Origin of the sequence: Candidatus Poseidonia alphae, assembly GCF_943787815.1 — an archaeon.
In the GTDB taxonomy this organism is placed as follows: Archaea; Thermoplasmatota; Poseidoniia; order Poseidoniales; family Poseidoniaceae; genus Poseidonia; species Poseidonia alphae.
This window is the reverse complement of record NZ_CALSNW010000003.1, coordinates 219,381-233,645: the sequence shown is the minus strand read 5'-3', so window position 1 is coordinate 233,645 and position 14,265 is coordinate 219,381. Positions and strand designations below refer to the sequence as shown.

Genomic DNA, 14,265 nt, shown 5'->3' with positions numbered 1-14,265 from the left:
GATCACTTCATTGTCATGCTGTTAATTATCGCGGTGACGGTATCTGGGTTGGCTGGTTTTTTGCTGTTCGTCATCAGAGAACGGCCTATCACGTTGCACCCCAAGTAGGAAAATTGCATCCGCATCGCCATGATGACATGGGAGCCACCTCCGCCAGAGTGTGTTGCGAGGGCAACCGTTCGATCTCGAAAGAGCCGACGAAAGTCGTCACCCTGCCGACTCAACCATGCGATGATATTGTTGAGAACCGGAGGATAAGATCCGTTGTATTCCGGTGCGAACACCATCCAAGCATCGGCTTGAATCAAGCGACCTATCAAGTCCCCTAGACCGGGTAAATCATCAGTTTCTTCTTCCATTTTGGTAGAATAGAGCGGAAATTCATAATCGTTGAGCGAAAGGATGTCAACGGTGTGACCAAGTTCTTGAGCCCGAATGCTAACGCTTTTGGCAAGTGTTTTGTTGTTTCCCATTGAAGCCAAAACAAAAACCAGGTGGGCCATGGTTTTCTCAGGATGCCGAGGTATATGGAGGGGGTGGTTTCATCCTAGCAACCTCAACGGGAAGACAAATGTCCTCCATCCTCATCCGATGTCCATGGGCAATGTATGGTGTGTGGGCATTACCCTTGACGACCCAAGACTTCTCGGCATCAACGGGGTCACCTTTCATTCAACGGTTAACGGCTGTGACACGCTTCTTCTCGTGACAAAAAGAAACGGCCATGAAGGCATATTAGCATTGGAAGACAGCGTCCAGGTCATGCACGAATCGCTTGGAATTGCAACCGCTAACGGTTTGCAACGAGTGATCGTTCTAGGTGACACGAGCAGTCTTGAGGGGCGACGTTGGAAAACCCAAGACGAGACATGGTCCTCATCCATGGGAGCAAGCATCAATTCAATTCACGGCATGGGGCAACTCATCGTTGAAGTATTGGCTCGAAGTGCGGCTTTGAAAGGTATGGAAGTTGTTTTAATTCGCGTTGGACATGCGTCTGAGCGAGAAGTCAACCTGCATTTGACGCATGCCCTTATTCATTCGGAAGGTGCTCTCGCTTCCTTTCACAATCCAAGAATCCCCGACCTCGACGGATGGACTGCCTTATGTCTGGATTCGACTGGTGAGTTCAGTTCCGAAATATCATCTGAACAGTGGGCACCCTCGCGAGAGGGTTAAAGCAGACGCTGCGAGTGAACCATCATGGCCGCAGAACTGATTCTAGAGCATGCTGAAAAAGCAGACACGGACTTCCTCGTCTACACTGGAAACTTCTGTGGTTACTGCAAAGCGCTAAAGCGTCTTTTGGACGGACGTTCTTACAGCTTCACCGAATATAATTTTGATGAACACACGGGCTTACGAAAGCAGATCGTGGCTGCAACTGGCCACCGCACGGTTCCCGTCGTCTTTGACATACGGGAAGATGAACCGCGCTTTATTGGCGGATTCGACGAGACCAACAGGTATCTCAAATGAAGGTCTCAAGCCATTCTTTGAGGGCATCATGATGTTCGATTGGAATCATGTGGCCCTTCTTGTGCTCAATCAGTTCCACTGCCCAATCTGCGGATTCAAACTGGTGGGCAACAGCCCATCCGTCTTCAATCGGGACTCGGACATCCTTTTCACCGTGCATCCAAAAAAGACGCTTTGAATCCAACTCCGAAAGTCGTATTCTCAGTTCCATCGGCCGAACCAGCCGCGTACCAATACAAACAATTCCTTGGATGCGGTCTGCAATCGGCAAATGAAGGAGTTCCTGTGCCATTGCACCTCCTTGAGAAAAACCACCGACAACCAACGGCCCAAGGGGTGCTTCGGCTCCAATGAGATGCTCCAACTGAGAAAGACTAGCATCGACGTCGATAAGTTCCTTTCGTGAGAGATTCATTCGACGCGTCACATCGGCGTCAAAATTCTCATATCTCCACCAGGTAAAACCCCGAGTTGGGTGTTTGTATCGTGCTTGGGGCACCAAGAGCGTCCACCCCATTGGAAGTATTTTTTCCGCAAAGGGTCGCATCATTGAGGCGTCGCCTGTCATGCCGTGCATCATAATGAGCGTAGGCATGGTTGCCCCTCACAACGTCCACTGCGAAAAAATGCCGCCGGCGACTTTGAAGTGAAGCGTTGAATCTCCTCCCCGTAGCGTCACGGTGAGTGAATAGTCTCCTGAAAGAGAAGGAATTGTACCAATTGAGCCTTTTTCAGTTGCTCCAGAACCCCATGTACGAACCAGTGGAGAAGCCCCTTGGTGGTCTTTAAGGGACAGAGTTCCTGAACCCCCTCCGGAGATATCAAGGTCAATGTACCAAACAAGGACGTCCCAGTCTGTTCCATCGGGATGTCCGCTGTCAAGGAAAGAATCAGAAATGTCGTTTTCGTTGTTCTCGTAAACCGAATCCAATAAATCACGGGCTTGATAGAAGTACACATCGCCTTCATAATCTGTTTTTGTCTGTGTGAGCTGCATCATGAGTTGCTCAGTACCTTCATCATCGGACCAGATCAATGAGTCAACAAAACCGTCCCTACCGCTGAACGAATAGGCTAGTGAGTGGCCGTCGCTGGAAGTTGCACTTACTTCAACGGCCCCGTTGTAGATGGAATCGGTTTCAGCCGTCCATTCTTGACCGAACAAGGTAAAGTCCCACGAGTCGCCAACGTTCCATGGGAAGTTGAAAACCGGTTGTGGGTCACCTTGCTCATAGACCGATAGGCCGTCCATGGTCACTCGACCGAGGAAGGGATTGTGATTGATGACAGCGTGCCGTTGTGCTTCTTCTTTAGAGGAAATACCGAGTCGGTAGTTTCCAGACTCGTTGTCTTTTTCAGCAACAACCAAACGAGCACTGTCTTCTCCGAATTGAGGTGTTACGAAGGTGTAGAGCCACTGGTCCCCAATATTCCAGTCGGGAAGAGCAAGTTCCTCTTCAGTGGTGTCGCCCATCCCTGAATTCACAGTGGGGCCATCGAGGCATCCAGCCAAACACAAGGAGACCATCATCAAGGCAAGTGCACATGTGCTTCGCATGGCCATCCGTTCACGGCCCCTCTTGAAAGGGTAACGCTTCTAAGGGTCTCAGACAAGTAGTCCGTCAATGCCAGCCAAAACAACGGCAACAATGGACATCAACTTGATGAGAATGTTGAGTGATGGACCGGATGTGTCCTTGAACGGGTCACCGATGGTGTCACCAATGACGGCTGCTTCGTGGGCATCGTCGCCTTTCTTAGCACCTTCAATGTGACCTTGCTCGATGGCTTTCTTGGCGTTATCCCAAGCGCCACCAGCATTGGCCATGAACAAAGCCATGAGAACACCGGTAACCAGAGAACCAGCAAGAAGCCCGCCAAGCGCATCTGCTCCAAGGGCCAATCCAACGATGACGGGTGCGAGAACCGCAACAACACCAGGACCTACCATTTCTCGGAGAGCTGCCTTTGTTGAGATATCAACACAAGTTTGTGAATCTGGGTAAGTCATGTTGCCTGAAACGACCTTTTCTGGCCATGTTGTCGCATCCTCGATGTCGCCTTCAAACGATTTGTCGTTGGACAAACTTTCTCTCATGATAGCGAACTGGCGTCGGATCTCGACAACCATGTCGCCCGCAGCCTTACCGACTGAAGTCATGGTCATAGCAGCAACCACGAAGGGTAGACCGCCACCAATGAGAAGTCCAATGACAACCATTGGATTGGTTAAGGTAAGGTCGAGATTGTCTGTGCCCACTGCCGCAGTGTATGCGGCGAACAGTGCAAGTGCAGTCAATGCTGCTGAACCAATAGCGAATCCTTTTCCGACTGCTGCAGTCGTGTTTCCGATTGAATCAAGTTCATCGGTAATTGCTCGAACATCGGAACCAAGTCCGCTCATCTCGGCAATTCCACCTGCGTTGTCAGCAACCGGTCCGTAAGCATCGACGGTCATGGTCACACCAACTGTAGCAAGCATGCCCATTGCAGCCATTGCGATGCAATAGAGGCCAAATTCTCCATCGCCCAGGGTACCAAAGTGGTTTGCACCAAGAATTCCACCTGCAATCAGAAGGATTGGGATGAAAGTTGACATCATACCGACTGAAAGTCCGGCAATAGCATTGGTTGCAGGTCCAGTCTTGGACATTTCACCGATGTGAGGAATGGCCCTGGTTTTGATTCCAAAGACTGGCTCAATACCGGTGTAATATTCAGTGACTAATCCAATGAGGATTCCGACAATACTGCCCAGTACGACTGAATGCATAACACCTAGATGGACGTCGATTAAGCCAGCCTGGATGGCACCCATAGCCGCCTGCCCAGAACAAAGCTGCTGCAATGAATGTGGTGTTACGTAGCGCTGCTGCTGCGTCTTTGCCGTTCTTGAGAACGAACATTGAGAACACACCAACAATGGATGCTACATAACCAATGAGACCAAGCATAATTGGCATCATGATGTAATCGCTCGAATTCCCTGTGAAGAGATCCCCACCAAATCCCTTGGAACTTGCAATAATCATTGCTGCGATAATCGAACCAACAAAGGATTCGAAGATATCTGCACCCATTCCAGCAACGTCACCAACGTTGTCACCAACGTTATCTGCGATAACACCAGGGTTTCGTGGGTCGTCTTCAGGAATTCCTGCTTCGACTTTACCGACCAAATCTGCGCCAACGTCAGCAGCCTTGGTGTAAATACCGCCACCAACACGAGCGAAGAGAGCAATGGATGAAGCACCCATACCGAATCCTGCTGCGGCTGCAAGGTCTGGATTAGCATTACCTGCACCAAGCCAATAGGCTACGAGAGAAATTCCGAGTAGACCGAGACCCCCAACTGAAAGACCCATAACGGCTCCTCCGTTGTAAGAAACTGCAAGCGCTCCAGACTTACCCTCATTCTTTGCAGCCATTGTTGTTCGACCGTTAGCAGAGGTTGCAGCACGCATACCAGAGAATCCAGCAGCAACAGAGGCTAGAGCACCTGCGAAGAAGGCGATTGCGGTATCCAGGCCGTTAAGTGGTATCAGCACCAGGCCGACGACCACGACGAATACCGAGAGAACTTTGTATTCTGCAAAGAGAAACGCCATGGCTCCCTTTTGAATTTCCTCAGTGATATTAGCAACCTTTTCGTTGTCAATTTTCACTTTGTTTACTTGTTGATACAGCATAAACGCAACGGCAAGTCCGAAAAGACCTGCACCCGCAGCTATCATTGGTATATTTCCCATCATTATAGAACACCTGTTGATTTGGCGACCTAAGAACCCCTCATAAGTGGTTCCCTCCAAAAAAAAGCCACTGTGCTGATTTAGAGTACTTTCTCATTGTACCGAGCGAGCATACGCAGTTGAATGGCCCACACCATGATTTCAACAGGCAATTGTTCAAAGAGGAGAGAGGTTTGGGTAAAGATATGTCCATCAGTGCAGAGGAGATTTTGGCTGAGATTGGTCCAGTCCAAGAAATCCTCGACGAACATGACGGCGTTGTCAACGTGATTGACACAACCGATGGGAACATTATGCTCTCCTTGGACGGAGGCTGCAACGGCTGTTCATCCACTCCGATGACCGCCATGCAAATTTATTACGCCTTGAAGAAACTGGACCATGTCAACGATGTCATCTTCGTGAACGGAGAATTGCCCGAATACATGCGGACCTTCATTGACCAAAAAATGGCCAAAGAAGCACAAAGCGGTGGCGATGACCCACCTGGCGAAATCGTCTGAATCACTCTTCAGAATCCCGGCCAATGCTGTGAGGGTTGGCGCCAAAGGACAGGTTTTCTCCTTTGATGTTCATTCGAGCCGACACCGCGAGAATCACGCAGAACAAAGCAAGGGGCTTTGGAAGATAGTTTGAGCCCCACAATACTCCACCTGCATAGGACAGCCACCAGAGAACTCCTGCAGCCAGCATGAGGGTGAAGAAAATGATGTTTTGAGCGATCTCTTCGGCCATTTCCGACCGTGAAAGTGTGGCTATAAACGTGAACAGGACTGCAGACACACCGCACAAGGCCTCGGCCAGGTGTTCCAAGAACGCAACATCCACCATGCAATGTCCAAGAGAAGGACCCTCTTGAAGGTGGGGGCGAGGTTTGCGAACCTTTGTTTAGGGTCGTCGTTTGTTTCGCTCCATGGCAGTCGGCTCCTTCACGCTCCCAACGCCTCGGCCGACGCCACCTCACTTCTCCAGAAACCAAGTGGCTAAGGTCTTGCATCAAATGGGGATATTGCTTGAACTTCAGGGGGCCAACGTATTCCGAGTCCGCTCCTATCAAAATGCAAGCAGGATGTTGGGTACGATTACTCAGGACTTTGGTGAACTTGTTGCCTCGGGACAACTCTTTGAGATGAAGGGAATCGGCAAGGGCCTTGGAAGTGCCCTATCTCAAGCCGTCCTCGAAGGAGAGTGGCCTGAAGATTGGGTCGACAAGCATGCATCCACGCCTGCTGGAATGATTGAGATGCTTGGTATCCCTGGCCTCGGCCCCAAGCGAATCAAATTGATGCATGACGAACTTGGAGTGGATTCAGTGGCCAGCCTCAAAGAGGCTGCTGAAGAAAACAGAATCGCCCCGATGAAGGGTTTTGGTGCAAAATCTCAGCAACGAATGCTCGACGGAATAGAACTCCTTGCACGGTTTAGAGAACGAAGGCGCCTCGACATAGGATTGCGATATGGAGAAGCGTTTCAGAGAAAAATTGCAGGAATCGACGGCGTCAATCGTGCTACGCTTGCAGGAAGCGCTCGTAGGCGGAAAGATACCATCGGAGATTTGGATTTGGTCGTATCAGTTGATGCGGCTCATCATGAAATCGTGGCGGAAAGAATTCTCTCACTCCAAGGCATTGCCGATGTGAAAGGGGCAGGCGACTCTAAAATCAGCCTCATTCTTGACACATCGGTGTTTGACGATACCTTCGCAGTCGGCCACATTGACCCGAATGTACTGGACGCCATTGGAGGAGATGATTACGAGCAGCTTGAAGCGGGCGGAACCATTGATGCGCAAGTTCGCCTCGTGCCTCCACACGTCGAACCGTTCACCCTGGCCTACTTCACAGGCAGCAAAGAGCACAACATTGCCTTGCGCCAACGAGCCATTGACCGTGGCCTTCGATTGAACGAGTTTGGACTCATACCTGAAGATAAGGCAGGCGACCTCAAAGGAATGGAAGCAGCAGTTCATTCCCTCCAAGCCCTTAGCGAACAAGAGATCTATGCTCATCTCGACATGGAATATGTGGTGCCTGAATTGCGCGAAGACATGGGCGAAGTGGAGGCTGCAACCTCTGGAAACCTTCCCAAACTTTTGGAGATGAACAGCATCAAAGGGGCACTCCACAACCACACCACACTTTCTGACGGTGAAGCGAGTCTTGAGCAAATGGCGGATACAGCCCGGAAGATGAACTGGTCATGGCTGGGTATTGCTGACCATTCCCCCTCCCTTAAAATTGCAAACGGGGCAAGTTCTCAAGACCTCCTTGACCAAGGTCGAACCATCAAAGCCTACAATCAAAAATGGGCAGAAGAAGGTGTAGATTTCCGCTTATTTCACGGTGTCGAATCCGATATACTCGCTGGAGGTAAGTTGGACCATCCGGATGAAGTGCTCAGTGAACTGGACTATGTGGTAGCAAGCGTACACGCCATGACGAAATGGCGTTCAAGAGATGAAGTCGAGAATACCGAAGAACTACTCAAAGTCATTGACCACCCCGCTACGACCGTGCTTGGCCATCCAACTGGACGAATCTTGCAGGGGAGAGATGGCTATGAGGTCGACTTGTTTGCTGTTTTGGAACACATGGCGGACCACAATCAAGAAGGACGCCTCAAGGCCGTTGAACTCAATGCAAGTCCATACCGTCTGGATTTAGATTGGCGCTTGTGCAAACATGCAAAGGGCCTCGGCGTTCCGGTCGTCATCAATCCTGATGCGCATTCAATCAGAGGACTTAGCGACATCACCTACGGCCTCATGACCGCTCGAAAAGGGTGGTTGGAAGAGGAGGATGTCCTCAACTCACTTTCTGGTGAAGGACTCGCTGCAAGGATGAATTGACCTTAGGGCTAAGCACACCTTCATGACACACCTCCGCTTGGGGGTGTTATGCGCACCCTTCGCACCATCATCATGGGAAGCATGATGATCATACCAGGTCTTATTCTTGGATTCGTTATTTGGTACATCGCAGGGAAACCTACGACTGAACCTTTGGAATCCCTCATTTGCAACGTTATTCCGTTAACTTCAATCTTTTTGGGACTCTACTTTGGATGGAAGACCGGTGAAGAATACGACGTAAGAAATACGGAATAAGCAGGAGAGTCGGCCCGTGAAGCGTTCAGAAAAGGCAGAACGAATTGCACAACAGTTGGAAGCATTCTATCCGGTCATCCCTATTCCTCTAGACCATAGCAATCCGTTTGAGTTGCTCGTTGCCGTGCTGATGAGCGCACAAACAACCGACCTCAAGGTCAACGAAGTCACACCGGCCCTTTTTGCAAAAGCTGACAACCCACGAGCGATGGCGAATCTCTCAGTTGATGTCATTCTTAACGACATCAGGCAAGTCGGCTTGGCCCCTACCAAAGCGAAGAACATTCGCCGACTTTCTGAAATGCTCAACGAACTGCATGGGGGGGAAGTCCCCGATTCCTTTGAGGCCCTTGAAGCACTTCCTGGTGTTGGGCACAAAACTGCTGGCGTTGTTATGGCACAGGCCTTTGGCGTACCAGCATTTCCTATCGACACCCACATACACCGGCTTGCTGCTCGCTGGGGGCTCTCCGATGGAAGCAATGTTGTCAAAACAGAGCGGGACTTGAAGGCAGTTTTCCCAAAAGAAAAATGGAACGATTTGCATCTCCAAATTATTTTCTTTGGGCGTGAGTACTGTCCCGCTCGTTTCCACGACCTAGCGAAATGTCCCATCTGCTCATGGTCGGCCACCAAAAAGCGAATTCGGGAAGAAGCTCGTAAGTGAGTTCAGAACAACGAGAAGTTGCGGCCAACCATGCTCGTGACAAGGATGATTGCAGCGAGAACCATCGTCACACGCATGGCCACATGCATCCCTTCTTCTTCGTGTGCCTCACGAATGAATGCATAGGCAACAAGCGACAAGGCTGTTGTCTGGAGAATTGCGCTCATGGCCGCAAAAAGAGCCACTTGACCTTCAAAACTATCATTCGCTTCAGCCAAGTCATCAATTCCCTTCTCGGTCAGAAGGTCATAATCTGAAGCGTTTGGGGACGATGATGACAATGGGAATTCAGCAAAAACGGTCGAAAAAACAAGGACGATGAGACCGATCATCAACCATTTTTGAAAAGAATACATCGATCCTTTCGCCATGTTAGCGGGAGGTTGGTACGGTGAAGCAGCAGGATTCATTGCCGGGGGCATGGGCGGTTGCATATCCATCCCACCCAAAACGAAGGGTATGAACATTCCTCAGATTCATCAGGACCCAAAGACGCCTGAAGCACTCTCTAACATAATGGCGGTCAAAAGGGAGGCGATACCCGAAACCCATGTAAGGAGAATCATTTGCCCCACTGCGCTTGAGCGAGTACCACCTCGAAGCCGTGTGGCAATCGACGAAACGGCGACCACTTGCATCAAAATCAATAAGGAAATGATGATTTTGAACATCCTGATGTTGTCATCTACAGATGATGCATCTTCCATGACGGGAAGAGCAACACCTGCCCCGAAATCAGAGAGGGCAGAAACATCGGTTTGGGTAAGGCCACCTGCAACCCCAGCAATCGATTCTCCAAGTTGCAGCACAATGGCGGTCGTTACGTTAAGAGCGGCTACACTCGAAATCAAAAGACCGAGGGCAACTCCCCACATGGTATTTGCAGACAATGACCTTCTGTTCCTCAGTGAGAGGAGATTTCCAACAGATCTTGATACCATTTCTGCTGTTGCTGCAGGTTGGCCGGATGACTGAGAGCCTTCAATGTAAATTCGAGTGTAACGAGAGATAACGGCGGAATTGGTATCTGCAGTAAAATAGTCCCATGCACGGTCCGAGTCAATTCGGGTCGACAAGCGCTTTTCCAATCGGTCAATGGAATTGTCAAGCATTCCAAAGTCAATACCTCGGAGCGCCTTGATGGTTGCAGAAGGTTCTGAGGAACGAGCTTGTGCGGTCCCACCCAGTGCCCGAATGAAATCCGGATATGTTTGGTCCCTACGCTGGATTTGGTTTTCTTCCCTACGAATCATCAATGATGGTATGAGAAGGGGTGAAAGTGGAACTGCGATGAACAGAAGACCGTATTTATCCCATTGGGATGTTAACTCTTCAAAGACCCAAATGAGCGTTAAAACACTGGTCACAACGAGAACGATGGTGACCAGGCCTGAAATCAATAACGAGCGTCTGAAATTAATTCTAAAGGGTGTATCCATTTCATCACGGGCAAAGGTGAGGTCCTTTGGAATCGTAGCCCTGAAGGCGAAAACTGCCCCCATTTGTACGAATCCGAACACCAAGGAAGCCAGAAGAAGAAAACGAAGACGGCTGGCTACTTCGATGGGTGTATCGGTATCGGAGCCCACCTCGAAGAGAACCAAATGAATACCTGCAATCACAAGACCAAACAGCCCAGCAGTCACCAGGGAAACATAAATTTCCTTGAGCGTGTCAACCGACTCCAGTCGTGTATCGTACAGAGTATTGTATTGTTCAGCAATCGTTTCCTGCTCGGAACGCATGAACTGATCGATGGGCTGGCCTGCTTCAATTGAAAACGCCATTCGACTCAAAAAATCAGACCAAAGCGGACTTGGACTCTGCTGTGCAACAATCCGAGCAGCCTCTGGAAGCGACGTGTGCCATTTGTCAACCAAGGTCTCAATTCGTTGGACTTCAGTAGCGAGTTCTCCATAATCCCTCATCTGTTTGAGAATGTCAAAGATTGATTGAGCTCCGACCTCACCAATTGAAAGGATACCCATGCGCGTGATAAACATGTGCATTTCTGCTTCAATGAGACTGGCAGAACGCTGGACATCGAGGATTGGGAAGCCAATTGCAGCAACAGAGGCCATAGCAGTGAGGAGGATGACCAGTAAAATTCCAGTAATTCCAGAAAAGAGCGCCCCTTCACTGAGGCCTCCGGTAAGAACTACAAGAACAATCGAGAAGATGAAGGTGAAAATCGAAACCGGAAGAACATAGAGGCTAAGGAAACGCCCAATAGGCATCTCAAGACGACGCAGTGCAATGTGCCAGATCGGCATGCGCTCCATGTCTCATCATCTCCTCATTTCTGGTTGACGCCGACCCATGTGTCAATAGCTCGGCTGAAATGGTCCCAGCCGTTGGAATAGTAGAGCCCAAGGAGGTCAAACACGTCGTCATAATGAGTCAAGCCACGGTCAACCATTCGCTGAATGGCATCGGCCCTACGAAGCATCTCATCGTAGATATCTCGCTTGTTCGCAAAACCAGCCATTGCAGCGATCTTGTTCTCAAGCAAATGTGATTGGAACATACCACGGAAATAGTGTTTATCTTTGACAGGGTCCCATTCGAACATACCACGGGTCAGCACACCGTCACTGTGTTTGTTGTAACCAATGACTTCGTCAATTCCTGTGATACGACGGGCAATACCTCCACCTGGGGCCTCAACCACTTCTTGGAAAATCGCAAAGTTAAGATTGTCAAAGAAACGAATGGGAACGTTGATCGGGTCGCCGGTAAAACGTTGAATCATCTTGACAATTGATGATGCGTGGAACGTAGCGATGACCGGGTGGCCGGTCTGCATGGCTTGGAAAGCAGTAGCACCCTCTACACCACGAATCTCACCGATGATGATGTATCGTGGACGGCTTCGCAATGCAGCCTTAAGCAGGTCGAACATCTCGACACGAGATTCTTCATTTTTTGCATCACGGGTGACGAGACGCTGCCAAATCTTGTGGCGAACCTTAACCTCAGGCGTGTCTTCAGCAGAATAAATCTTAACGTTGTGGTCAATGAACGGTAGAATCGCATTTAGGGTTGTTGTTTTACCGGATGCTGTTTCCCCAGACACCAAAACGGACATACCGTATTCAAGGCAAATCCAGATGTAGGCTGCGACTTGAGAAGACATCGTACCCCACTGGATGAGTTGAGTAATCGAGATGGTTTCTTCTGCGAATTTACGGATGGTGAACGACGGACCAAGCATAGATACGTCGTCGGAGAAAATGATGTTGATACGTGAACCATCAAGAAGAACACCGTCAATAATCGGTTTGTTGTCCGAAACAGGCCTACCAATACGTTCCGACATAGCACGGAGGTAACGGGAGAGAAGTTCTCGTTCACGGAATCGAATGTTGGAAGTGACCATTCCGAAGACCTTGTGATCCATGTGAATGTGCTTCAATCCTACCGAGTGTATGTCTTCCAGCATCTCATCAGAGAGCAGAGGTTCAAGCGGTCCGTTTCGAATCAGGTCACGAATAACGACATAAGTTAGTCGTTCCCGCTGTTTTTCATTCACGGTCAGACGCTTGTCATCCATGCCGATCATTTCCCAAAGCCGACCCTGTCGACGAACGAGGTTGTTGGCTTCTGTATCAAGGATGGTGTATCTGTCAATCATTTGACTCAAGATGTTTTCAAATTCTGAATCGGTGGTAAACGAAGGGGCTGAGGGAGCTTCTTGGAGAAGTGTTTCAATGAGTTCACGACGGATGTTTTCCTCTTCCTCAGTCAATTGAGGCTCCAATCCGAACCAAAGAATCGTACCACCGCCATCGTCATCTGCCGGAGGTTCGTAGATATGGACAAAAATCGGTTCCCTCGTCAAATAAATCAAGTTGAGAGGGCGAGTTTTCATGGCGTCACGGTCCAATGGGCCGTAGTACATTGGCCGAGTACCGTAGCGTTGCTCAAAGTCACGAACCCAGTCGGCTACGTGAGGATAAGCCGCCATGACACCGTTCAGGTCTCCTTTAGCAAATCGAGGTTCGTCGCTCATAATACATCCACCTCCTCAACTGACCGCCGTGATGTCCACGATAAAACCCATTCCTGGCTCAACACGCCATCCAATACTTGATTGAATGGGCCCTGCTGCCCGTAGGAACCGTGTGACAACGATATTACGTTTGATTTCTCCACCGATAAGTGCGTTTTCCAAGTCAAGAACAACCTCGGCCGATGCACGCAATGTGTGAAGCAGTTTGCCGTCCATTTCGTCCGGGTCCAAGCAGAGCATGAACGAACGTCCTTCGGAAGCGACCTTGCGCATTTGTTGCATTAATTGAAAACGGCCATTATCATCAAGATTGTCAGGCATGAGCGAACTTCCAGAGTCAAAGAGGATGACGTCAGCAGAGGGAACTGCTGGACTGGCCAGCACATCCGCGAGCGTCACATCACCTTTTGATTCGGCAATGGTTCCAAACCGACTGATGACCATCAAGCGGCCTTCCCGAATTGCATTGGTAATACCGTAGCCTACACTTTCCATTTGTTCAATCCAGCCACGAGTCGTGAGTTCGGTCGTAACGACGAGAACCTTGACTCCGTTCTGAATCATACCGTGTACAAGGCGCTGAGAAATCAACGATTTACCCGCTCCGACTTTTCCTTGCAACACATAGAGCGAACGATTTGGCATTCGAAGACCCATTGAGTCTCCGAGCGAGTCGGTTTCAACATCAAAGGGGAAGCCATCTTCCACTGGTTTGTGAGCAATTAGGAATGGATTATCTTCAAACGACATGTAAACGCACCTCTTCGTCGGTTGTTACAGAGTGTATGAATCCACCAACTTTAACCGATGAACCTGTAAAAAATATTCGAACATCGTCGCCGTTACTGTATCCAAAACTTGTGTCATCAGCTGTGACTTCAACCATGTCACCGGGACCCCATGATGTAGCAGAGGCCACGAAGGCGAAGGATACACCTGACGGTTCAATTCCATCGATCAGCAGTTGGTAGTTGGTCGTTGAAAGTTCATGCAATCCATCGTTTAACAGATAAAATGTCATGCTTTCAAAAGCTGGAAGCGTTGGGTTGTCATCGTAGGAGACCATCGCTGGGTCCCCTGCAAAAGTCACGCTTATTTCTCCAGATATCATCGCCTTACGGTCAGCCTTGGTGGTGACTTGAACTGCGTCGGACCATTCGTTAATCAGAAGGGAACTTGCACCGCCAGAGACCAGCAATGCCGTTATCAGCATGATAAATGAAGATGCTCCGCCGTCCGCCATGCCATCACC

At 49.6% G+C, this 14,265-nt stretch carries 17 protein-coding genes; 6 read left to right on the top strand and 11 right to left on the bottom strand.

Annotated features, from left to right (window positions below; translation table 11 throughout):
- Positions 1-2: 2 nt before the first annotated feature.
- On the bottom strand, positions 3-503 hold the full coding sequence (locus AAA857_RS05845; RefSeq protein ID WP_338174023.1) for an NAD(P)H-dependent oxidoreductase: 501 nt from the start codon (positions 501-503) through the stop codon (positions 3-5).
- 94 nt (positions 504-597) lie between these two features.
- Here AAA857_RS05845 and AAA857_RS05840 point away from each other — a divergent pair, with 94 nt between their 5' ends.
- On the top strand, positions 598-1,179 hold the full coding sequence (locus AAA857_RS05840; RefSeq protein WP_338174022.1) for a hypothetical protein: 582 nt from the start codon (positions 598-600) through the stop codon (positions 1,177-1,179).
- Between the two features lie 24 nt (positions 1,180-1,203).
- On the top strand, positions 1,204-1,479 hold the full coding sequence (locus tag AAA857_RS05835) for a glutaredoxin (RefSeq protein ID WP_338174021.1): 276 nt from the start codon (positions 1,204-1,206) through the stop codon (positions 1,477-1,479).
- Here the strand turns inward: AAA857_RS05835 and AAA857_RS05830 are convergent.
- The 4 genes from AAA857_RS05830 to AAA857_RS05815 are packed head-to-tail and all read right to left on the bottom strand — an operon-like array spanning position 1,472 to position 5,231.
- Positions 1,472-2,074 (bottom strand): hypothetical protein, encoded by a 603-nt coding sequence (locus AAA857_RS05830; protein WP_338174020.1) that lies wholly within the window; start codon positions 2,072-2,074, stop codon positions 1,472-1,474. The genes AAA857_RS05835 and AAA857_RS05830 overlap by 8 nt on opposite strands.
- A gap of 9 nt (positions 2,075-2,083) precedes the next feature.
- Positions 2,084-3,037 (bottom strand): hypothetical protein, encoded by a 954-nt coding sequence (locus tag AAA857_RS05825; RefSeq protein WP_338174019.1) that lies wholly within the window; start codon positions 3,035-3,037, stop codon positions 2,084-2,086.
- 48 nt (positions 3,038-3,085) lie between these two features.
- Positions 3,086-4,297: a sodium/proton-translocating pyrophosphatase gene (locus AAA857_RS05820; protein ID WP_338174018.1), complete on the bottom strand. Its 1,212-nt coding sequence runs from the start codon at positions 4,295-4,297 to the stop codon at positions 3,086-3,088.
- Positions 4,197-5,231 (bottom strand): sodium/proton-translocating pyrophosphatase, encoded by a 1,035-nt coding sequence (locus AAA857_RS05815; RefSeq protein ID WP_338174017.1) that lies wholly within the window; start codon positions 5,229-5,231, stop codon positions 4,197-4,199. The genes AAA857_RS05820 and AAA857_RS05815 overlap by 101 nt, the downstream gene beginning before the upstream one ends.
- Positions 5,232-5,413: 182 nt before the next feature.
- Between AAA857_RS05815 and AAA857_RS05810 the strand changes: the two genes are divergently transcribed.
- Positions 5,414-5,731, top strand: coding sequence for a NifU family protein (locus AAA857_RS05810; RefSeq protein WP_338174016.1), 318 nt, complete (start codon positions 5,414-5,416; stop codon positions 5,729-5,731).
- Position 5,732: 1 nt separating this feature from the next.
- Here AAA857_RS05810 and AAA857_RS05805 read toward each other — a convergent pair whose 3' ends face one another.
- Complete coding sequence (locus AAA857_RS05805) at positions 5,733-6,059, bottom strand: hypothetical protein (RefSeq protein WP_338174015.1); 327 nt, start codon at positions 6,057-6,059, stop codon at positions 5,733-5,735.
- Between the two features lie 82 nt (positions 6,060-6,141).
- Here AAA857_RS05805 and AAA857_RS05800 point away from each other — a divergent pair, with 82 nt between their 5' ends.
- Genes AAA857_RS05800 through nth form a run of 3 tightly spaced genes read left to right on the top strand, consistent with a single transcriptional unit; the run spans position 6,142 to position 9,001 of the window.
- Positions 6,142-8,076, top strand: coding sequence for a helix-hairpin-helix domain-containing protein (locus AAA857_RS05800; RefSeq protein ID WP_338174014.1), 1,935 nt, complete (start codon positions 6,142-6,144; stop codon positions 8,074-8,076).
- Between the two features lie 48 nt (positions 8,077-8,124).
- Positions 8,125-8,334 (top strand): hypothetical protein, encoded by a 210-nt coding sequence (locus tag AAA857_RS05795; RefSeq protein WP_338174013.1) that lies wholly within the window; start codon positions 8,125-8,127, stop codon positions 8,332-8,334.
- Positions 8,335-8,350: 16 nt separating this feature from the next.
- Positions 8,351-9,001 carry an endonuclease III gene (nth, locus tag AAA857_RS05790; protein ID WP_338174012.1) on the top strand — a complete coding sequence of 217 codons (651 nt, stop codon included), beginning with the start codon at positions 8,351-8,353 and terminating at the stop codon, positions 8,999-9,001.
- Between the two features lie 2 nt (positions 9,002-9,003).
- Here nth and AAA857_RS05785 read toward each other — a convergent pair whose 3' ends face one another.
- Genes AAA857_RS05785 through AAA857_RS05765 form a run of 5 tightly spaced genes read right to left on the bottom strand, consistent with a single transcriptional unit; the run spans position 9,004 to position 14,256 of the window.
- The gene (locus AAA857_RS05785; protein ID WP_338174011.1) at positions 9,004-9,435 is read right to left on the bottom strand and encodes a hypothetical protein; all 432 of its coding nucleotides are present in this window, start codon (positions 9,433-9,435) and stop codon (positions 9,004-9,006) included.
- Positions 9,436-9,480: 45 nt separating this feature from the next.
- Positions 9,481-11,283: a type II secretion system F family protein gene (locus tag AAA857_RS05780; RefSeq protein ID WP_338174010.1), complete on the bottom strand. Its 1,803-nt coding sequence runs from the start codon at positions 11,281-11,283 to the stop codon at positions 9,481-9,483.
- A gap of 14 nt (positions 11,284-11,297) precedes the next feature.
- Positions 11,298-13,013, bottom strand: a complete 1,716-nt coding sequence (locus AAA857_RS05775) for a type II/IV secretion system ATPase subunit (protein ID WP_338174009.1) — start codon at positions 13,011-13,013, stop codon at positions 11,298-11,300.
- A 15-nt stretch (positions 13,014-13,028) separates the two neighbouring features.
- Complete coding sequence (locus AAA857_RS05770; protein ID WP_338174008.1) at positions 13,029-13,763, bottom strand: ATPase domain-containing protein; 735 nt, start codon at positions 13,761-13,763, stop codon at positions 13,029-13,031.
- A complete protein-coding gene (locus AAA857_RS05765; RefSeq protein ID WP_338174007.1) occupies positions 13,753-14,256 on the bottom strand; it encodes a hypothetical protein in 504 nt (167 codons plus the stop codon). Before AAA857_RS05765 ends, AAA857_RS05770 begins: the two co-directional genes overlap by 11 nt.
- Between the last annotated feature and the right edge of the window lie 9 nt (positions 14,257-14,265).